Here is a 21733-nt window from a genome sequence, read left to right as displayed (position 1 = left end):
TTTTTCTTTCTTTAGAAATTGTAGCGTGATTTTGTGATTGACTTGGAGATATTTATTGAGAAATTGTCTTTTTACCCAATAAAAATTTAAAAATGATTAGCGAGGTAAAACGAGAACTGATGTGTAAATAAAGACGTGATAATAAACTGTATTGAAAATCCATTGCTTTATATGGCGGTAGATTTTTGCATTTTTCTAAATGATCTATTTATGCTGATGATCGTGGGCTTAAATGGAATACTATATTTTTCAATTTATTTAGAAAATCTTAATAAATGCTGAATTTTATTTAAAAAATCAATTGAGAATGATTCTTATTTAAATGGTGGCGTGATACAGTATTTCGTAGTTCTAGATTTGCTGAGAATAAAAATGAGAATATTAGCACTACTATTTTTTATAATTTTTTTTCCAATTAAAACATTTGCTATGTCATTTGAAGAATGCCAAATGGAATATTTCATATGTCATAGTGCTGGTGGAGGTGAATGCAATGCATGGAATGTAATGAAAACAGATTGTGAAAATAGTTATGGAAGTCGTTTAATTTCAGATTCTGGTGGAAGCGGGGGCGTAGGTCAATTACCAAGAATAGAAGTAGAGGCTATAAGACCAAGTCCATTCCCTAGTATAAATGATCCTTGGCTTGGTGGTGGTACTTCTGGTGGAGGTGGTGGTTCTACGAGCACGGGTCCAACGTCGAGTTCTGAGGATACGGAGCTTGTTGTTCCTGCTTTTGAGGCAAGGGAATGTTCCGCAGATAGTACTTCTAATCCTATCGTGATTGCAACTGGGAAAAAAATCCAGCAGGAACTGGACTTTACAACGTCTGGTGAGATGCCTTTAGTGTTTATTCGCTATTATGATTCTTTTGCTACTGGCACTGCGAATTTTTCAGTCAATGGAAAATGGAGGCATAATTTTGATTATCGTTTAGCTATAGATCCTCAGGGAAAGAGAATTCGACAATTACCCAATGGTGAAAATTATTACTTAAATGAATTAACACGTATTCAGAAATCTAATAACGAATTTATTGTTACCCTACCAGATGGTGGCGTTGAGACTTATACGCTCAATGGAAGGTTACTTAGTAAAAAAAATGCTTATGGTATCGGTTGGGTACTTTCTTATGATGAAAATAAAAGATTAATTAAAGTCACACATACAAATGGAAAATCTATTAAGTTAATTTGGTATGCGGGTGAACTCTCAGAAGTGATAGATCCTGCTGGAAATATTTATTCATACCACCATAACTACCGCTCACTTTATCTAGTTTCTTATCCTAAAAATACAGGCTCACGTACCTATCTTTATGGAGAAAATGGAGCTGACTCTTATCATATGCTGAGTGGGATATGGATAAATCGCAAGCCTTACAATAGCTATTATTTTAATGGAAACAAAGCAGTTCAAAGTGGCCGGAGTGATGGTACACAAGTTGATAGGTTAACTTTTGGTGATAATTATACAATTGTTACCAATCCTTTAGGTGCAGTTATTAAATATATTTATACAGATAATAAAAAAAATAAACTGGCTAAAGTAGAAAGAAGTGGGGTAAATAACTGCCCGAATAGCAGTATGGAAAATACTTACGATAACAATGGATATGTGATTTCCACCAAAGACTGGAATGGCGTAGAGACACAATATCAGCGTGATCGTTTTGGTAGAGTCACTCAAGAAACTATAGGTATCCAAAATGGTAATGCTTCCAATGCGTATATCAAAAAATATAGCTACCTTGGAGAAACCAGTTTAATCACTCAAATTCAAATGCTTGATGGATCTAATCGTTTAATTCGAGAGGAAACTTATAGTTATTATTCTGCCAATGAACCCGCTAAAAACCGCTTAAAAAGCTTCTCCGTCTGTGACCAACACAGTTGTCGTAAAGAACAATACAGTTATACCTTCCATGCCAATACGATGCTGGCAACGATGGCCGTCACTAAAAATGGAAAGATCAGCCGTTATATGTATGACACAGCTGGAAATCTGATCGAGTTTAAGAATGCCTTGGGGCAAACCACGACATATAGCAATTATGATGCTTTAGGCAATGTGGGTAAAATTACTTCAGCCAATGGGCAAGACATTCAATACAGCTATGACAGTCGGGGGCGAGTAACCAGTGAAGCCTTAAAAAATTCACTGGCGAGGTATATCCAAACACGTTATGAATACGGGCCTTTCGGCCGTACCAAAACCAGCTATCCAAATGGAATGGTTGAAACAACGACTTATAATGATAATGGAACGATTGCCAGTATTAGTCATGGTACCGATGGCAATGTCATTAGCCAGCAGAACTACAGTTATTCCAATTTGGGTGTCCTACAACGAGTAGAGTATCGTGAAGGTAATACCGTTCGTTACGCTCGAGTAAATGACCAAAACCAGTTGGGTTGGATAACAGCAGACAAAGGTAATAATGGTCAGAACATTGCTCGGGAATATGATGGCAATGGCAATGTGATTAAACAAAGCAATGCACTGGGCCAGGTAAAAACCTTTAGCTATGATGCCATGGGGCGTTTGCTGACAGAAGGTCAGCCAGATGGCTCAATTGTAAGATACACATGGGATTCCCTGGGTAACTTAACCTCAGTCACTGATCCAGCTGGTAATACAACCACCTATAGCTATAACGGTTTCGGGGAAGTTCTTACCCAGAAGAGCCCAGCCACCGGTCAAACCAGCTACACTTATGACAATGATGGGAATCTCATTAGCTTGACCCGTGCCGACGGCAGTATCACCAATTATAACTATGATGCCTTGAATCGAAAAACTCAGGCCAGAACAGGTGATCAGGTTCAAGTCTGGCGTTATGATGATTGTACCAATGGCATTGGAAGATTATGTGCAACCTCAGATGGGATAACGGGTAAAGGCTATGGTTATACCAAATCAGGCCAACTCACCGTTCAAGTGACTAAAATTGATGGTACAGAATACAATTATTACTGGTTATACGATGATTATGACCGTGTGTTTCAAGAAGGTCATGAACTAATATTTAATAGCGTGTATATATATGACGAACTGAATCGAGTCAAGGAGGTAATATTCAAATTCGATACAGATATTATCATAACTGTGGTGAGTAATATTCTTTATGAACCCTATGGTGGAGTTAAAAGTTGGACCTATGGCAATGGTCTGACTGAAAAGCGCAGTTATGATCAGGATTATCGCTTGACTGGTATTCGTGGAAACTTACAAAACTATGATTACAGCTACAACAGCAATGACTGGATCACGCAAGTCAAAGATGTTGTAGACGATAGCAAGAGCCTTAGTCATGAATATGATGCGATGGGCCGTTTACTTGGTTCTAGTACAAATGTACAAGCACTAAGATGGGGCTACGATACGGGGTCGAACAGACTGAACCAGTCCAGTAATGCAGCACGTTATGAAATTTCTGCTGGAAATCAGCTTAAATCAATGACCACTGCTGCGGGTATACAATCGTATAGTTATGACACGCTTGGAAACTTAACTGCTCGTACAGGTCCGGTCGGGACAGCTAATTACAACTATGCTTATGATGGTTTTGGGCGTCTTAAAACAGTGAAATCAGGTGAAAGCGTTACCCGTTATGATTATGATGTGGACAATCTTCGCAGTCGTAAAGTCAATGGTTCAGCCCGCACAGATTATATTTATACGCCTGATGGTCGTTTAACAGCAGAGACATGGCGAGTTGGTAGCATAGGCCGTTTCTATATCTGGTTAGGTGGCGAACCTATCGCTCTGTTCACAAGAGGTGATGTACATTTCATACACAATGATCATTTGGGTCGGGCAGAATCAATTACTGCCCCAAATAAGTCGGTGGTGTGGAAGGCTTCTAACGGTAGTTTTGGGCGTACAGTGACGAATGAAACATTAGGTGTTTTTAATCTTGGATTCCCTGGGCAATATTATGATGCAGAGAGTACACTTTGGTATAACTGGAACCGTTATTATGATGCCAGTATAGGGCGTTATACTCAAAGCGATCCGATTGGATTGGCTGGAGGTTTAAATACCTATGCTTATGTAGGAAATAATCCGGTTAATTTTATAGACTCTACAGGATTAGCTCCAACTCGAAGAGGGCCATCATCACAAATAGATCCAATAACGGCTAGCCAAATTAGATTCTATGTAGATAAAATTAGGCAATTTGATCCAAATTATACTTATAGAACTTATAGACCAATGAATGATCCTGTTGGTGTAAGAGATATTCAAAATCTACAAAGAGATTTAAATAGGTTACAGATTAATAATCAGCTTGAAACTCAATGTAGACCAAATCAAACAGGGCCAAAGCTAAGATTTGCACACCCACCAAATACATTGATGAACAGTTCGAGCTATTCCTATTGGAGGAATCAACCTTTGAGAGATGTTATTGATTCTTTAAGACCAAATAGAGGAAATGACGAGCCATTAAGAGTTAATCCTAACAATGGTTTGATACGACAAGGAAATACTCGAACATACATTTTACAAGAGAATGGTATTAATATTAATCTTTTACCGAGAAGTGAATAATTATGACAGATTACTCTAATGATAATAAGGCTATATTTTCTAGTCTTGATAAAGAATATTTCATGAAACTAAGTAATGATCATAAAATAATTTGGTTCTCGAGGTTAGGCTACTACTTATCTATGGAAATTAGGATAGTCATATATGATAGTCGTGATTCGTTAGTAAAAATTGATGACTGCAGAATTGATCTTATAAATGATATTCTATTGCAAATTTTTGGAAAAATTGGTTCTAAAATAAGAAATGGTGATAATTTTTCAGATACTGATTTTTTTGACATGCTAGAAGAAAAAGCAAAAAAAGTGGGTTTCAATCCAAGCGCATTTATTAAAGATGTTGAATATATGATTAAACTAGCTCCCCAAAAATGAATGATATCTAGTCGAATATATTGAAGATTTGGTTCTAGTGCCTCATCTTACATTGCAGATCAACTACCAAGGGAGATATCGGAGTGAATAAATTGTGGATTGAAGTAAAAGCAGATTTTTTAGAATTAAATAGAGATTTTCAAATTAAGTGGTTTACTTAACTATTCAATTTAGACTGATTTTTCATGAGGAAAAAGATGTAAATATTAAACTAAGAAAAATCTATGGCCTTAATGAAATAAATCATCTAATTTTCCCATGGATTGGAAGGAAAATTAAAAATATTAATAGTTATCTAGATGGTTTTTTATTGATTATTTATGTTTATCTACTGAGAAAGTAAATCTTAGTATGTTAAGTTTTTGAAAAGTAGAAAAATATAAAAATTGGAATTAATATTGAATCTCTAGGAATAGCTGAAATATTAATTTATTACCAAGAGGAGAATGATTTTGGAAAAAATAAATGGGAAAAGAGTTTTTTTTAATGAAGAGTTTTTATATTATTCGGATTTGAGTGACTCTAATAAAATAGTATGGCTTTCAAGGTTAAGTTATTTTTTATCATTGGAAATTAGAGAAGCTCTTTATAATTATCGTGAAGAAAATAACATGGAGGATGTTAAAATAGATGATATAAATAATGCACATATGGAAGTATTTTCACAAATAGAAGCTATAGCAAGAAAAAATTTTCATTTTAGTGATAATGTTTTTTTTGAAATAATAGAGAAGAAATTTGAAAGATTTGATTTTGATTTTTCACAATTTGTTAAAGATGTCAGAATGAGGATTAATTATCAATAAAAAGCCATTCGACAGTATTCCCAATTTTGCTAAGCCAGGTGAATGGAGAGAGTTTAATAATGGTAAAGAATAAATGGCTTAAATCATCATTAGGCTTATTTGTGATTCTAAGCTCTTCAGCTTGTAATAGTGCTCAGAATCTAGAGAATACATTTACATTGGGAACAGGAGTAGAAATTGTTGCCGAAGAAAATAAATGCGATGGAGCATATGAGAAAATTAAACCAACCATTTTAAAATTAAATAATGAAAAGGCTTATTTAGTTTAATTGACGGATTTCTTTTCATGTGCTGAGCGTGAAGATGCTTATTTGACATTAAATTCCTTCAAAAAATCCTCTTTAGTTATTTATGGTGAAAATAAAAATAGGTGCGAATGTGTTAAATCTTTAAAAGTAAAAATTGATGCTAAAAGAATTGACACTGGCGATGTACTCTATATTGTAAGTGATAATGAGGTAATTGATCACCTCATAGTTCCTTAAAATTAAAATAAATAGAATTTGAGGAGAAAAATTGTTAACTAAAAATAAATTACGTTAATTATTATTTTTTAATAGTACTCATTTATTTAAGTAATATATTTTATAAGTTTTTCATTGTAGATGAAATTTACCATATGGCTATTACAGAACTCCAGCAGATCTTAAGTACACACCAGGAGGGTATTAATGGATATTATTTATTCTATTCGAGCAAACATAATATCTTGTAGAAATGTTTTGTTAAATGGAAATCCCAAAGAGCATATTGTTGATTGCATCCAATATGTTGTTGATAACTCTTCATTCATTCCAATAGAGAGTACACGTAAAATACTTGATTTTTGTTTAAAAGAAGTATTATTACAAATTCAATCCTCAGATTTTCGTAGCGCAGGAATGATTTTGAATTTAATACACAATCTACCGTTAGATAAAGAAAAAGAAGAATCATGGGATGTTGATTATTTTTTATCTTCAGAATTAATTACTTTTTTACGAAATTATAGAACAATCATATCCGCAAGGAAAATAGCTTTTTTTGTCTGTGGAGAGCTAAGTTCGAAATATATTGAATGAAAAACAGTAACAAATTGGATGGTGGCTATACAGTCATGAATGAACCGAATTTTGATCTTTATCCAAGAATTTCTTTAAATGATTTGTGAAAATTAGATTTTCTTTGAGCGGTTCGTATAGTCCTAATTTTGGAGTATTTTTTATAATAGGAAATAATATGAAAAAATTAGTAGCAGTAATAGTTTTTATAATTTTATTGGCGGCAGTCACAACTTTTGTACAAAATAAGATTCATAAAAAAAATGAAAAATATATTGAAACTGTTTTTCAAACGGATAACCATTTACAAGATAAGTTTGGTAATATTCAAAAATATAAAATTTGGAAAGTAGGTAGATATTTTGGTGCCCCAGAAGACCAAAATTATGATTACTATACAATGTATTTAACCGGTGATAAATACTCAGGAGTAATATATCTAGATCTATACAAAGGTGAAAATGGAGAAATAGAAAAACATGAGATTAGAATAAAAAAATAGCATAATCATTTTAATGGAATGTTTTTCTATAGAATAGTTGTGGAGATTGAAATGAAATATATGGTTGGCATCATTATAGTCTTTGTTATTTTAGTAGGAGTCTATCTTTTTACAGATAAAGTCAATCTATCCAATGATTCAATTGATGTAAGTACGGGTTCGGTAGTGAGTGAGTATATGCAAAAGAATGAGGAGAAATTTGTAAAAAAAGGTTTAGCTGGAAATAATGAAGCATTATTTGAAGTTGTGCAATGGGGTATCAAAACAGATGAATCGAAAAAATTGAATATTTGAACTTGTTAGTTGAACGAAATTACCCACCCGCAATAAGATTGCTGGCTATGTCATATGAAAGTGGCTCTAAAAAAGTTTTGGGAAAAGATTGTAAAAAAGCCGAAACATTAGCACAGAGATTAAAAAATGATTTCCCAGTTTATTATAATGACCTAGATTATGGTAGCTATGGTTGTCGCAGTAAGTAACGTAAATATAAATTACATTGGAGTGGATTTGTTGAAAAAATGAAAATATTGCCTGTTTGGTGAGGGGTTAGAGAATGGGGGAAACGTAATGGGGTGAGCAAAGGAGAAGTCAGCGACCGACTTCATGGTGTAAAAGATAGTTGTGGAGGAGGTGCAGCAGAAAATTTTGGAATTAATCCTCAGACTGGTGATGTAGAAGATTCTAATGGTGAATGGGTTGGTAATTTAAATGATGAGTGATAAAGAAAAAGAATCTATTGGTACTATTAGTCTATCTTTAAATGGGATAGATTTGGATCCTATCCAAGTTACTAAGATATTGTTATTGAATCCAACTAAAAGTTTCATGAAAGGCGATACCCATACTACATCGTATGGTTCCAACACAGTACGGAAACTTGGATACTGGAGATATACTTTACCAAGAGCCCCCGACATTTCTAAACAAATTTCAAAACTAGTTGAATTGTTAGAGTCTCATTATTTTGACCTGGGAAAATTAGATAATATTGATAATGCATATATAGATGTTTTTTCAGCAAAAAATATTATAGAGGGTAATGTTACCTTTAATTTTAATTTAAACGCTGGTCTTGTTCAAAGAATAGCTAATTTAGGGCTTACGTTAAATTTTGAACTATGTGGTGTATCGGAAGAATGATGGGATAAACAAAAACAAGAATGTATCTATTAAGAATGATTTTTAATCATAATTATCTTTCTATATCTAATAAATTAACATCACACACTTAGCCGTTTTAGCATGGGAGAGATTGTTTGGACACTGAATTAAAAAACTATATGAATCCAAGATATATAATTTGCGCAATGATTGATTCATGCTTTATTGATCTAGATACGCTCATCGGCTGGGTTGATATGAACATAAGTCATGTTGATACTCCTAGGGATTGGCTATTTTCTGCTTCTTTAGCTACTGACCTTAAAAATATAAATGACGATATTAGATGTGGTTTAGCAAACGAAAATATGCTGGATCATAACTTAATCGATTCGCTTTTCATTGGTTTTGCTTACATTCGGTATAAAAAAGGCGAAATAAATATCAGTGAATTAGATAAAATTTTATCTGAATATTTCGTTTCTGATAGAGTGCTTTTTAATGAAGATGATTTATTTACTTATTTTTATAAACCAAACTCTAATTCTCAATTAGTTCATGATATTAATTTAAAATTTGCTGAGTATGAATCTATCAGCAGAAAGGCTTTTGAATATTTTCATAGTGAAAAATTAATTAAAGACTTAATGTATTGATTTTTATATTATTAAATCTAGTTTTGAATGGCATATGATAATATTTTCTATTCAAAAAATAGTGAGTACACAAATTCATTTTTAAACAAAATTGCATACTCACATCACTGCTAAAATACTGAATACAACAACAAACTCAACTCAACTCTTGCGGATCAACATCTATGGTGACTTTCATCGTAGAGGGTTTGCTATGTAACAGCTGTTGCCACCATTGACGAATATAAAAATGCATTTTTGCCCGATCTTGAGAAAGCAAAACCACATGGGCTTGGTAACGCCCTGCTTTACGCTCCATTGGGGCTGGAATAGGTCCCCAAATATCAATTAAATTCTCTTCGGCAGTTTGTCTAAGGAGCTGCGTCATTTCAGTCAAAAACTTTAAATTTTCTTCCTGATGTTTTGAATCACAACGGATCAAAGCTGTATAACGAAAGGGTGGAAGTAGCGCGGCTTGGCGATCTTTTAAGGTTTGTTTGGCAAAGGTCCGATAGTCATTATGAATCAAGGTGTTTAATAACGGATGATCAGGTCTTAGGGTTTGTAAATAGACCTCACCTTTCATTTCACCACGACCCGCACGACCTGCAACTTGAATAATTAATTGCGCAGTACGTTCTGTAGCACGGAAATCCACACTCAACAAACCTGCATCAATATCCAAAATTGCCACTAAGGTGACATAAGGAAAGTGATGTCCTTTTGCCAGCATTTGAGTACCAAGTAAAATGGTCGGTTCACTTTTCTGGATTTGATCATAAATCTTTTGCCAACTACCAACCCGACTGGTTGAGTCACGATCTACGCGCAAGACGGGGAAGTGAGGGAACAGCTCATTCAAGGTTTCTTCAACTTTGGCAGTTCCCATGCCAATTGGCTTTAATTGTTGTTGATTGCATTGAGGGCAAGCATCAGGCATACGATTAATCGTGCCACAATGGTGACAATGTAAATGCTGATAAGGCTTTAAATGCAGGGTAAAGTGAGCATCGCAGTTGGGGCAATTGGCCTGCCAGCCACAGCTTTCACAGATAAGCACAGGAGCATAACCGCGGCGATTTAAAAAAATCAGAACTTGTTCTTTTTTCTCTAAACGTTTTTTTATTTCAGCAATTAAAACATCACTTAAGCCATGCTGTTTTTTTGCCACTTTTAAATCAATCAAATGCATTTTCGGCATGATTGCGGCACCAGCACGTTGATTTAACTCAATCCGTGTCAGCTTTTCTTGGCGAGCAAGATAATAACTGTCAATACTAGGCGTGGCAGAACCTAAGATAATCGGGCAATTTTCTAAATGTGCACGATACATGGCCACATCGCGAGCATGATAGCGAAAGCCTTCTTGTTGTTTAAACGAAAGATCATGCTCTTCATCTAAAATAATCAAACCCAAATGCGGCAAAGGCGTATAAATTGCAGAACGTGTGCCTAAAATAATAGAGGCTTTGCCCGTTTGCGCATGTTGCCATGCTTGTAAACGTTTAGTGTCATTTAAGCCTGAGTGCAGTAAAGCAATATTGCAATGAAAACGTGATTGAAAACGACTGATGGTTTGTGGGGTTAAGCCGATTTCAGGTACTAAAACCAAGACTTGTTTGCCTTGCTTAAGTACTTCATGCATCACTTGCAAATAAACTTCGGTTTTACCACTCCCAGTTAAACCATCCAGTAGAAACGCTTGATATTTTTTTTGCGCTTTTAAAATCGCTTGAATGGCTTTCTTCTGATCGTCATTTGGCGTGAGGGGCATCTGTGCCAATTGCACAGGTTCTGGCGTGACATTCTGTGGTTCCAAATCACAACGAACAATGTCTTTTTTCTCAAGGACTTTGAGCGTGGCTGTTTCAACACCACTTAAATTAAGAATATTTTCCTGTGTCCCTTTCGGGTGTAGCTTTAAAATTTTATAGGCTTCTTGTTGTTTTTCAGAACGCTTAACTTTGTCTTCGGCATGTAAGTCTAAAAGTTTCCAGATACGTGCCAATAAATTATAAGGTTTACCTTGGCGTAATAAGGTAGGTAACGCCGTTTGAATCACTTCACCGATAGGAAATTGATAATATTGTGATGACCATGTCAATAAACTTAAAACTTTACTGTCTAGAATGGCCTGTTCATCTAACAGTTCAGTAATGGCTTTGAGTTTAAAATGAGAATCCACAGGTTCATCAATCGGTACTTTCTTAACAATAACACCAATCAGATTTTGTCTGCCAAAAGACACTGCAACACGCGCACCGACTTCAGCTTGCGCATATTGTTCAGCGGTGACTTGGTAATCAAAGCAGTCATTCAAATAGACTGGAACAGCAACTTGAATACGATAAATCGTCTGTGGCGTAGCAAGGGTATTCGACATTTTTAATTTAGTGACTCATTAATTTAGTGAGGCTGTGATGAAATTGTTTCATGTCCAGATTCGGCTTGTGTTAGAGTGTAACAGTCATCTATAAACATGAATATGAATGATTTATAGGGTATGACGCAACAGCGTAATCAAAAAATTTTGGAAAACTAGAGCATAATAATGCCAGCATATCAATTTACTGCAATTGATGCTTCAGGAAAGCAGCAAAAAGGCGTGTTAGAGGGAGATTCCGCACGCCAGATTCGACAACAACTACGGGACAAGGAATTGATTCCTGTCACGGTGGATGCTGTTGAACAAAAAGATAAAAATAAAAGTTCAGGATTTTTTCAACGTAAATTCTCGGCTTATGATTTGGCCTTAATGACACGTCAACTTTCTGTTTTGGTCGCTGCTGCAATTCCTTTAGAGGAAGCATTACGAGCAGTTGCCAAACAAAGTGAAAAAGTGCATGTACAAAATCTTTTACTTTCGGCACGTTCAAAAGTGCTTGAAGGGCACTCTTTGGCTCAAGCGATGCAACAAACAGGACGCTTTCCAGATTTGTATATTGCGACTGTTGCCGCAGGTGAACGTTCAGGGCATTTGGATTTAATTTTAGATCAATTATCTGATTACACGGAAAACCGCTTTGCCATGCAAAAGAAAATTCAAGGTGCGATGATCTATCCAATCATCTTGATGTTTATGTCTTTTGCGATTGTGATGGGGTTAATGACGTATGTTGTTCCAGACATTGTTAAAACCTTTGACCAAAGTAAGCAAGCCTTGCCATGGATCACTGTGGCGTTGATGAAAGCCAGTGAGATTATTCGGCAGGCTTGGCCCTTTATGCTGGTGTTTAGTGTGATTGGGATCTTTTTATTGATTCGATTCCTACGAACTTCTGCGGGGCACTATGCTTTTGATCGTTTAACACTCAGATTGCCATTATTTGGTAAATTATCTCGTGGTATAAATGCAGCGCGTTTTGCCAGTACCCTATCTATTCTTACCCAATCAGGCGTGCCATTGGTCGATGCTTTGAAAATTGGAGCAGCGGTAAGTAGCAATTGGGTGATACGAGATGCTGTTAATATTGCAGCAGAGAAAGTCACAGAAGGTGGAAATCTTGCAACACAATTGGAGCGTTGTGGTTATTTCCCACCGATGATGGTACAAATGATTAAAAGCGGTGAAGCTTCGGGTGAGTTAGATCGAATGTTAAGCCGTGCATCAGATATGCAGGATCGAGAAGTATCCTCATTTATTTCAACATTATTGGCTTTACTGGAACCCTTAATGTTGGTGTTTATGGCTGGTATTGTTTTGGTTATTGTGATTGCAGTCATGTTGCCAATCGTCAATATGAACAATATGATTTAAGCCAATTATTTTTATAAAGAATATATAGAGAGTAAGCAGATGCAACGAAAGATGAATAGGACTCGTCAGTCAGGTTTTACCTTAATTGAAGTGATGGTTGTGATTGTTATTTTAGGCGTACTTGCAGCATTGATCGTACCCAATGTGATGGGACGCGGTGAAAAAGCCAAAGTTGACACCACTAAAATTGCATTAAAAGGTGTAGCGGGTGCTTTAGACCAGTATAAACTGGACAATGGGCGTTATCCGACAAGCCAAGATGGTGGTTTAGACGCGCTTGTAAATCAACCTGCAACGGCTAAAAACTGGTTACCTGGTGGTTATGTTAAAGGTGGTTATCCAAAAGACAGTTGGGAAAATGATATTCAATATGTGATCCCTGGTTCTGAAGGTCGTAAATTTGATTTATATTCTTTTGGTGCCGATGGTAAACAAGGTGGTGAAGGAAATGATGCAGATATTTATTACCAACCTTAATTGAAGATTATTTAAGTTAATATTTATGGGATTAATCACTTCATTTAATCGAGTTAATAAATCTTGAGTGAAGTGATAATCTTTCTTGTTTGCTAAAGTGCATTTAATTTATTGAAATATAACAGCTATTTAAAATAATGATTTTTGAGAGTTATAATAAGAATTATTCCCATATTTAATAGTTACAAGAAAGTTAAATTGTGTATAAAAATAGACTTTTTATTTAATTAAAAGCTTGCATAATAGTTCTCAGGGCAATCTGAATTGCTTAGGAGGATGAGATGAAAGCATTATTATTACCAGATGAAATCAGCCAATTTCATTGGACTATGCTCAAATCTGTTCTTTTAATTTTGAGCCTATTACCGATTAGCCAGTTTTTTCTCAATATTTGGCAAGTTGCCGATGCCAATAGCCAGATCATGATTGGTTTTATGGCGATTAGCGTATTTAGTGCATTATCTATTATTAGTTTTTATAATGCCTTAAATTTGACAGTATTTCAGTTAAAAACTGAATTCTCATCATTATTAGAACAATATTTAGTACGTTCATATCGTTATGTGCCAATGTTATTTTTAGCTGCAATGATGTCTTATTTGGTGACTCAACTTTAGTTGAAATATCATGGAAAACCGAGGGTATAAGTATAATCCTCGGTTTTTTTGCACTACAATTTAATGATTCAGATTTATTCAACTAAGTCGGCTGAACCAGGCTCATGGTGATTTTGCGCACAATAGGTAAGATAAAAAGTAACACTGGAAAGGCAATCAGCCAAGAAATCCCCCAAGCTGAAAGCCATGTGTATAGCGAAAAATTCTCAAAACCCATGCTTCTGAATGTACTGATACATGAAACAATAAATGTCATGATAATAGACAGTAACAAAGGTAAAACAATCGCTGCATAGCGATGTGGAATCTTTTTAAAATTAAAATAAGATGATTTAGAATTTTGCATTTTTTACTCCGTAAACCAACAAACGCCAGTGCCGAACCAAAATATTAAAATCTTGATTTAAATAGCCCCAAGCCTTGTTGGAGATATGTTGGCACGTTGATTGACGTAAACGTTTACGACTTTATGATCAGCGAAAATAATTTAGCATAAACTTGAAAAAAATATAATAAAAAATGCGCCGAAAATATTTTCAATTTCGTTTTGATAGGGCTTGGATTGAGTCTGGATTGAACATGATTGTCTTTTTAACAGGATCATTTGTCTGTTTTGTATAAGGTTGATCGCTTTAAATTTATCTAAAATGATTTTATCTCTTGAGATGAATTGATAAAAATACGAGGACTCAGCAATGCAACAAATAGAATGGAATGATTTTCTTAAGGTAGAGTTACGGGTAGGAAAAATTATTCAAGCCGAAGTGTTTGAGAAAGCGCGAAATCCTGCTTATATTTTGCATGTTGATTTTGGTGAAGTGCTTGGTGTAAAGAAATCGAGTGCGCAAATTACCAACCTGTATCAACCTGAAGATTTAATTGGGAAGCTTGTGGTTGCTGTTGTGAACTTTCCAAAAAAACAAATTGGACCGATTCAATCAGAGTGTTTAGTGACGGGTTTCCATAATCAAGATGGGCATGTGACGTTGTGTGTGCCTGATGCAAATGTGCCATTGGGCACAAAGTTACTTTAATGATTGAATCAAGCGCTTTGTTGAAGCTAACCTCATCTCCTTAAACCAGAGATGAGGGATTCAAGCATTAACGTCTAGATTTAAAGCTAATATCGACTGCTTTCGGTCGATAGATCCAGCCTAAAATTAATAATAAGAGGGATAGCAATAAAATAGGGTAATCGCTAAAGCGGGTGTACCAAGTTTCACCTTGCATGGCTGGTAAATCACCACGAAGCACAGCTTTTTGATCTACAGGGGCTTGTTTTACAATATGCCCATTGTGGTCAATAAATGCTGTTACGCCTGTATTGGTTGCACGAATAAACCAACGTCCATTTTCCTTGGCACGCATTTGCACCATTTGAAGATGTTGTAATGGGCCTGCTGTACCAGTGAACCAAGCATCATTAGAAACAGTCACTAAAAAGTCACTATTAATCGCATTTCGTCGAGTGAGATTCGGATAGGCCACTTCATAACAAATGGCTGCAGCTAAATCATGTCCTTTAATATTAAAAGGTTTCTGATTGGATGCACCTTGGGAAAATCCACTCATGGATGGATCATTTTGTAGCGCAGGTAACACCCAAGCCAATAATCCTGAAAGTGGAATATATTCACCAAAAGGCACCAGACGTTGTTTTTTATATAAGCCTGAAGAATCCGCGCCAGAAGCCATCATACTGTTGTAGTACATTGGATAGCCATTTTTCTGCGATTCTTTTAAGTCCCAATAAGGAATACCCGTTACCCATGCTGTGCCTGAACTTTTGGCTTGTTGATCCATCATATCCAAGAATTGTTGAATATCTGTTTGGAACAGTGGAATCGAGGATTCTGGCCAAACAATCAGATCACGCCCCCATTCAGTACGGCTTAAATTGACGTAAATTTCTAAGGTTTTAACCTGATATTCAGTCAACCATTTTAAATCTTGCGGAATATTGCCTTGAATCAAAGAAACGGAGAGCGGCTTTTCTGCTTTCGGTTGTACGAAAGTGATAAACGATGCGCCCCATGCGCCAAGGATTAAAATGATTGCAGGAAAGATCCAAAAGACTTTTCTATTTAAAATTTCAACCAATGCACAAGCAAGGATAATCACAACAAAAGATACTGCAAACACACCAAAAAGTGGAGCATAGCCATCTAAGAGTCGTTCAGTGAATGCGTAACCTGCAAATAACCATGGAAAACCAGTAAAGACCCAAGTCTTCGACCATTCAAAAATAACCCACAAAGGAGCGAAAGTTAATGGCGTTTCAGGAAAGAATCTACGATATACCCAAGTCTGAATCGCGGTAAAAAGCCCCATGACAATGGCCATGATGGCGATCATCAAGACACTTAATACAGCATTGGTATCTCCATACACATGAATCGATGTATAGAGCCAGAATGCGCCAACAAACCATAGACCAAAGCCATAGCTTAAGCCAATCGCAAATGCTTGGCGTGGTGTACGGCCTTTTAAGCAAGCATATAGCAGGGCAGGCGATAAAATTGCCAACCACCACCAATAATAAGGCGCCAGTGCTAAACTGAACACTGCGCCTGACATTAACGAAATCAATAATGGGAAAATGAAGGGCAGCTGTTTTTGTTGTTGTGATGAATTTAACAGCTTGTCAAAGTATGCTCTCATTTATGTACAGCTCGAATCAGATGAATAGTGCGTGCATCTGCTTCAATAATTGTAAATTCCCAATCCTCAAGCTCAACCACTTGGCCTTGAAGATCACTCACTAGACCAATTTCTTGAAGCAGTAATCCGCCCATAGTCTCTACTTCATCGTCAGGAAATTCAGCATCTAAAACATTGTTAAAATGTTCGATTGGTGTAAGTGCTTGCACAATCCATGTATTGGCTGTGGTATGGGTTGTATCTGGAATGATAAATTGCGCTTCTTCGTCAACGTTATCATGCTCATCTTCAATTTCGCCAACAATCTCTTCCAGAATATCTTCTAAAGTGACCAGACCTGCTGTTGAACCATATTCATCAATCACAATAGCAATATGGGTTTGAGTGTTTTTTAACATTCTCAAAACTTGGTCGGAACGTGCACTTTCTGGCACAAATAATGGCTGACGCATTAACGCATGCACATCGACAACAGATGAACGATCAGTTAAAAAGGGTAAAAGATCTTTAGCAAGTAAAATACCCACCACGTTTTCAGGCTGATCAGAAGAGAAAACAGGGAAACGTGAATGTGCAGATTCAATAAGAATATCTAAAATATCAAGAAGTTGATCATCTTCTTGTAAACTGACCATCGCTGTGCGCGGAGTCATGACTTCACGGATTTTTGTTGCTGGAAGGTCTAATACGCCTTCTAACATTGCAACAGTATCGGGTTCTAAAAAACGACGTGAATCTTGTACTAATTTTAGCAGTTCATCCCGGGTTTCTGGCGCTGTTCCTAACCATTTGCGTAAGCCACGCATTCCCCACGATGGGCCTGATTCCTCGTGCATGATCTTTCCTAAAGACGCTTAATATCTAGTAAATGTTTTTTTATCATACCGAAGAAAACACAGATGTCTATCTATTAAATAAGGTAAATAGATGAATGTATGTGTCATATTATAGATATATTGCAAGCCTTATTCATTATTTGAGTTTGTGTTAAAATTATTGATTGATTTCGCTTCTTTTTGAGAATAGATAATGTCTGAACCGATGCCTACAGCAAGCATTCAATTAAACACGCGTGGACTACGTTGTCCTGAGCCTGTAATGATGTTGCATCAAGCAATTCGTAAATCTAAATCAGGTGATGTCGTTGAAGTATTTGCAACTGATAATTCAACTTCTTGGGACATTCCTAAATTTTGTATGCATCTCGGTCATGAGTTGATTTTACAAGAAGAAGTACTAGATGATGCCGGAAATAAGGAATTTCACTATTTAGTGAAGAAAGGTTAAAAGATCATGATGGGTGGAAATCAGTCTATGTTATATGTGATGATTTCCCTTTTATTGATTTAAGAATATTGAAATTTATTTAGCCTGTTTTTAATGGCTAATAAATTTATGTTATATGTAATTTATTGAATTTTAATAATTATATTGTGGATATTAAATCATTTTACAAAATTAAAAATGACAGAATTTTGACTTATGATTATAATCTAAACATATTTTTTAATAATAATTAACTCATTCAAATGAACAGCTTAGTAAATAGCATTTATAAAATATTGGATCAGCTTGGACTAAACGCACAAAAACGAGCCTTGCATATCCAATTTAGCAATACAGACTTAAACAACCAAGTCTTCTTACAACGTATCGATGGACAACATGGTCTAAACCAAGGCGTGTTTATTGAACTGATTTGCCTTGCCACCTCAGCAACGATTCCGCTTAAACAATTCATTGGTAGCCAAGTAGCGATTGATCAAGTCACAGATCATGGACAACTGTTTCGTAGCACAGGGGTGATTACTGAGGCCGCACAAGGGCAAAGTGATGGTGCACTAACGCTATATAAACTCAAACTCGAAGATGCCACTTCACTATGGCATAAACGCCGTAACAGCCGAGTGTTTATGAATAAGTCGGTTGTGCAAGTCATAGAAACGCTGTTTAAAGAATGGCAAGAAAAAAGCCCACTCTTTGCCTCCAGTCTAAGCCTCGATAAAAGTGGACTGAAAAAAGATTACGATATCCGACCATTCATCATGCAGAGTAACGAAAATGACTACGCATTTTTAACCCGCTTGATGCGCAGTGAAGGGATCAACTGGTTGATTGATGAAGCGCAATTGATTGTGCCTAGTTCTGCGACTCAAATTCAGCCACAAAAACTGCGCTTGGTGGATGATAATAGCGAATACAAAGCGCTAGAACGAAGAAAGATCCGCTTCCATCGTAGCAGTGCCACAGAACAACAAGACAGCATCACCAGCTTTATCGGGCAACGTAGCTTACAACCCACTGCTGTCCACGTACAACGCTGGCAAGCAGATGTGTTAGAACAAGAAGAGGGTGCAGGCAGTGTTCAAAGCAAACACCAACACAGTCAAAATCAAAACAATGCCAGTCTCGGTTTAGAACAGGCTTGGCATATCAGTCCAGCATGGATTCAAGACTTGAATGGTGAAGATCAAGTAACTGCTTCAAATAACAATCAGATTGAAAAGATTAACCAAAACCTCAGTCATTACTATGATGCTCAATCTAAACAATTTATAGCCAACTCCACTGTACGTGATGCACAAGTGGGATACTGGTTTGAATTAAACGAACACCCAGAAATAGACCAACACAATGGCTCAGACAAAGAGTTTCTGATCACCTCAAAGACATTCTATAACCAGAACAACTTACCCAAAGATCTGAATGAACAAATCAATCGCTTGCTCCAACAGAGCAATTGGGTCAATTCAAATGTAGACTCAAACAACCCAGAACGCCAAGCCAATCAATTGGTACTACAACGCCGTAATATCACTACTGTTCCTGAATACCATCCACTACAACACCGCCCGAGTAGCCATCCACAACGTGCCAAAGTGGTTGGACCAAGTGGAGAAGAAATCCATGTCGATGAATGGGGACGTATCAAAGTTCGTTTCCTATTTACCCGCAATGAAGATCATAGTCATGATGGTGGTGCAGGGAGCAATGACAACGACACCGATTCCGCTTGGGTGGATGTACTGACCCCGTGGGCAGGTGAAGGCTATGGTGCACGGTTCTTACCGAGGATTGGTGAGATTGTCGTGATAGATTTCTTTGATGGCAATATCGATCGACCATTTGTGGTGGGGCGTATCCATGAAGCGCAACGAAGCCCAACGAAATTTGATGACAAAGGCCAATTGCCTGATACTAAAAAACTAGCAGGGATCAAAAGTCGAGAAGTTAAAGGCAGTGGCTATGGCCAGCTTAGATTTGACGATACCACAGAGCAAATCAGCAGCCAGCTACAAAGCAGTCACGGCGCGAGTCAACTTAACCTCGGTAATCTGAGTCATCCTAAAGAAACTGATACCAGTGAAGGACGAGGCCAAGGCTTTGAACTAAGAACAGACCAATGGGGAGCGTTACGAGCTGGACAGGGTCTACTACTGAGTACCCATGCTCAAGATTCAGCTTCAGGCAATCACCTTGATGCAACTGCGGCGAAAAGTCAGTTAGAAAGCAGTCTAAATAACTCTAAAGCCTTAAGTGAAGTTGCCAAGAATCAGCAAACTGATCCTTTAGAAAATTTAGATCATTTGAAATCGTTTATTTCTTATTTGGAAAAAGGCGAATCCAGTGAAGCAAAAAATCAAGCAGATACCTTTAAGCAAGCCCTCATGTTATTGGCCTCACCCAATTCGGTTGCGCTTGCTACTAATGAAGATCTACATCTTTCTGCCGATCGACAAATCTATGAAACTGCGGGTGATAGTATCAACCTGAGTACGCAAAAGAATTTAGTTGCACATGCGCAATCAAAGATCAGTCTTTTTGCGGCACAAGAAGGGGCAAGATTATTTGCAGGGAAAGGTAAGGTTGAAATCCAAGCACAAGGCGATGGTGCGGATTTGATTGCACGTAAAGGTATTCAGATTATTTCAACTGAAGAAAAGATCGAGATTAAAGCGGATAAGAAAATTATTTTGATTGCAGATGGTTCGCAAGTTGAAATTAGTAGTGCAGGTGTTTTACCAACCACTGCGGGTAAGTTTGAAGTCAAAGCTGGACAACATAAGTTTTTGGGCGGGGAAAGAGTTAACTTTGAAATTCCTTTTCTACCAAGTAAGAATATATACTCTCATCAGTTTATCTTAAAGAATAAGCAAGGTGAAATCATGCCGAATACTAATTATGTTTTAAATGGAGCAAATGGGAAAAAATTTAAAGGTAAAACAGACAAAGATGGTAAAACAAATAGGATTTATACAGCTGAGCAAGAAAAATTTAGCTTGGATGTGGAACTATAATAATGAATGAGAAAAAATATATTACCGAGATTAATCAGCCTATAACAGAAATTGAAGTTAATGAGTATTATTTAGTTATTGGTACAGAGGCTAATGCTTCATATGCATATCAAAATGCAAAGATAACATTCTCTTCGAAATCGGCTAAACATCAATATTTAACAGGCCCTAATTTAGACTGGGGGCATGCTTTTTTTTATGTTGTAGAAAATGATGATGTTTTTAGTTTTTTTAGTTTTGGTCCTAGTGCTGGAAAGAAGCTTGGTGAAAATAAAGTAATTGGAAATGCTTCAACATGTCAATATCCGATTGGTGAAGTAGCTCAATTATATGTTCTAAATATTAGTGAAGATGAAGCAAAAAAAATAAAAAATGAAGTAAGTAAAATGTATGAGAAATCAAATAATCATTTTTATAATCATGAAACAAATGAATGGGAGCAAAAGAAATCAAATGATAAGAAATATAGAGCAATTACCAATGAAACTTGTGCAAAAGAAGCTTACAGAATTCTTTCAGATATTTTAGATAAAAAAATTCCTGATGCCTATGGTTATGTAAAAATGTATGGGATATCGAAAAAGGCTATATGTCCATTTGCATGGAATGAACATTTATTTAATTCTAATTTAAAACATTATAGCTACCCAGAGTATCCAAATGTAGGAAAAGCAAAAGAGCTATTAGCTGCATTTAAATCAAAAATAAATAATGAGGAGGAAGATTTGAAATATACTTACTTTTTAAGAACAGATTCGGCTAATAATATGAATTATGGTGTTATGGTTCCTGAGTTCGATGATGAGAATACTACAGACTGGTTTTTAAGTGAGGGTGATGAAGATCCTCTCAAAATATACTCATATTTTAATGGTTAGATAATGTATTATTTTAAGTTGATAAGT

The 21733-nt window shown here is 36.2% G+C and carries 21 protein-coding genes; 17 read left to right on the top strand and 4 right to left on the bottom strand.

What is annotated here, in order from left to right; genetic code table 11:
* Nucleotides 1–450: 450 nt before the first annotated feature.
* The 10 genes from MTO68_RS21170 (at nucleotide 451) to MTO68_RS21125 (ending at nucleotide 9039) form a co-directional block, all read left to right on the top strand.
* Complete coding sequence (locus MTO68_RS21170; protein WP_244014243.1) at nucleotides 451–4557, top strand: RHS repeat-associated core domain-containing protein; 4107 nt, start codon at nucleotides 451–453, stop codon at nucleotides 4555–4557.
* Between the two features lie 2 nt (nucleotides 4558–4559).
* A complete protein-coding gene (locus tag MTO68_RS21165) occupies nucleotides 4560–4931 on the top strand; it encodes a hypothetical protein (protein WP_244014241.1) in 372 nt (123 codons plus the stop codon).
* A gap of 452 nt (nucleotides 4932–5383) precedes the next feature.
* Nucleotides 5384–5737: a hypothetical protein gene (locus tag MTO68_RS21160; protein ID WP_244014240.1), complete on the top strand. Its 354-nt coding sequence runs from the start codon at nucleotides 5384–5386 to the stop codon at nucleotides 5735–5737.
* 59 nt (nucleotides 5738–5796) lie between these two features.
* Nucleotides 5797–6006 (top strand): hypothetical protein, encoded by a 210-nt coding sequence (locus MTO68_RS21155; RefSeq protein WP_244014238.1) that lies wholly within the window; start codon nucleotides 5797–5799, stop codon nucleotides 6004–6006.
* Nucleotides 6007–6408: 402 nt separating this feature from the next.
* Nucleotides 6409–6798: a hypothetical protein gene (locus MTO68_RS21150; protein ID WP_244014236.1), complete on the top strand. Its 390-nt coding sequence runs from the start codon at nucleotides 6409–6411 to the stop codon at nucleotides 6796–6798.
* A 157-nt stretch (nucleotides 6799–6955) separates the two neighbouring features.
* On the top strand, nucleotides 6956–7279 hold the full coding sequence (locus tag MTO68_RS21145) for a hypothetical protein (protein ID WP_244014235.1): 324 nt from the start codon (nucleotides 6956–6958) through the stop codon (nucleotides 7277–7279).
* Between the two features lie 51 nt (nucleotides 7280–7330).
* Nucleotides 7331–7573, top strand: a complete 243-nt coding sequence (locus MTO68_RS21140) for a hypothetical protein (RefSeq protein ID WP_244014233.1) — start codon at nucleotides 7331–7333, stop codon at nucleotides 7571–7573.
* Between the two features lie 281 nt (nucleotides 7574–7854).
* Nucleotides 7855–8001: a hypothetical protein gene (locus MTO68_RS21135; RefSeq protein ID WP_244014231.1), complete on the top strand. Its 147-nt coding sequence runs from the start codon at nucleotides 7855–7857 to the stop codon at nucleotides 7999–8001.
* Nucleotides 7991–8422, top strand: coding sequence for a DUF4279 domain-containing protein (locus MTO68_RS21130; protein ID WP_244014230.1), 432 nt, complete (start codon nucleotides 7991–7993; stop codon nucleotides 8420–8422). The genes MTO68_RS21135 and MTO68_RS21130 overlap by 11 nt, the downstream gene beginning before the upstream one ends.
* A gap of 116 nt (nucleotides 8423–8538) precedes the next feature.
* The gene (locus MTO68_RS21125) at nucleotides 8539–9039 is read left to right on the top strand and encodes a hypothetical protein (protein ID WP_244014228.1); all 501 of its coding nucleotides are present in this window, start codon (nucleotides 8539–8541) and stop codon (nucleotides 9037–9039) included.
* 136 nt (nucleotides 9040–9175) lie between these two features.
* Here the strand turns inward: MTO68_RS21125 and MTO68_RS21120 are convergent, their stop codons facing one another.
* A complete protein-coding gene (locus tag MTO68_RS21120) occupies nucleotides 9176–11401 on the bottom strand; it encodes a primosomal protein N' (RefSeq protein WP_034617817.1) in 2226 nt (741 codons plus the stop codon).
* Between the two features lie 168 nt (nucleotides 11402–11569).
* Between MTO68_RS21120 and gspF the strand changes: the two genes are divergently transcribed.
* From gspF to MTO68_RS21105, 3 genes are all read left to right on the top strand, one after another.
* Nucleotides 11570–12775 (top strand): type II secretion system inner membrane protein GspF, encoded by a 1206-nt coding sequence (gspF, locus tag MTO68_RS21115; protein ID WP_096735249.1) that lies wholly within the window; start codon nucleotides 11570–11572, stop codon nucleotides 12773–12775.
* A 39-nt stretch (nucleotides 12776–12814) separates the two neighbouring features.
* The gene (gspG, locus tag MTO68_RS21110) at nucleotides 12815–13252 is read left to right on the top strand and encodes a type II secretion system major pseudopilin GspG (RefSeq protein ID WP_004816754.1); all 438 of its coding nucleotides are present in this window, start codon (nucleotides 12815–12817) and stop codon (nucleotides 13250–13252) included.
* A gap of 281 nt (nucleotides 13253–13533) precedes the next feature.
* Entirely contained in the window at nucleotides 13534–13869 is a 336-nt protein-coding gene (locus MTO68_RS21105) for a hypothetical protein (protein WP_004725552.1), read from the top strand.
* 82 nt (nucleotides 13870–13951) lie between these two features.
* Here the strand turns inward: MTO68_RS21105 and MTO68_RS21100 are convergent, their stop codons facing one another.
* Nucleotides 13952–14215, bottom strand: a complete 264-nt coding sequence (locus MTO68_RS21100; RefSeq protein ID WP_034617824.1) for a DUF2798 domain-containing protein — start codon at nucleotides 14213–14215, stop codon at nucleotides 13952–13954.
* Nucleotides 14216–14564: 349 nt separating this feature from the next.
* Between MTO68_RS21100 and MTO68_RS21095 the strand changes: the two genes are divergently transcribed.
* Nucleotides 14565–14903, top strand: a complete 339-nt coding sequence (locus MTO68_RS21095; RefSeq protein WP_105713855.1) for a tRNA-binding protein — start codon at nucleotides 14565–14567, stop codon at nucleotides 14901–14903.
* Between the two features lie 67 nt (nucleotides 14904–14970).
* Here the strand turns inward: MTO68_RS21095 and lnt are convergent, their stop codons facing one another.
* Together lnt and MTO68_RS21085 are read right to left on the bottom strand one after the other, a co-directional pair.
* Nucleotides 14971–16530, bottom strand: a complete 1560-nt coding sequence (lnt, locus tag MTO68_RS21090) for an apolipoprotein N-acyltransferase (protein ID WP_004725558.1) — start codon at nucleotides 16528–16530, stop codon at nucleotides 14971–14973.
* Nucleotides 16527–17366: a CBS domain-containing protein gene (locus MTO68_RS21085; protein ID WP_004816763.1), complete on the bottom strand. Its 840-nt coding sequence runs from the start codon at nucleotides 17364–17366 to the stop codon at nucleotides 16527–16529. The genes lnt and MTO68_RS21085 overlap by 4 nt, the downstream gene beginning before the upstream one ends.
* 193 nt (nucleotides 17367–17559) lie before the next feature.
* Here MTO68_RS21085 and tusA point away from each other — a divergent pair, with 193 nt between their 5' ends.
* The 3 genes from tusA (at nucleotide 17560) to MTO68_RS21070 (ending at nucleotide 21706) form a co-directional block, all read left to right on the top strand.
* Nucleotides 17560–17817, top strand: coding sequence for a sulfurtransferase TusA (gene tusA / locus MTO68_RS21080; RefSeq protein ID WP_004725563.1), 258 nt, complete (start codon nucleotides 17560–17562; stop codon nucleotides 17815–17817).
* Nucleotides 17818–18059: 242 nt separating this feature from the next.
* The gene (locus tag MTO68_RS21075) at nucleotides 18060–20828 is read left to right on the top strand and encodes a type VI secretion system Vgr family protein (protein ID WP_244014226.1); all 2769 of its coding nucleotides are present in this window, start codon (nucleotides 18060–18062) and stop codon (nucleotides 20826–20828) included.
* 2 nt (nucleotides 20829–20830) lie between these two features.
* Nucleotides 20831–21706, top strand: coding sequence for a hypothetical protein (locus MTO68_RS21070; protein ID WP_004816773.1), 876 nt, complete (start codon nucleotides 20831–20833; stop codon nucleotides 21704–21706).
* The last annotated feature ends 27 nt before the right edge of the window (nucleotides 21707–21733 follow it).

The sequence above is a fragment of the Acinetobacter sp. NyZ410 genome, from assembly GCF_022828975.1.
GTDB classification, from domain to species: Bacteria; Pseudomonadota; Gammaproteobacteria; order Pseudomonadales; family Moraxellaceae; genus Acinetobacter; species Acinetobacter guillouiae.
Note: the sequence above shows the minus strand (reverse complement) of the source record. Positions and strands in the feature narration are given on the sequence as shown.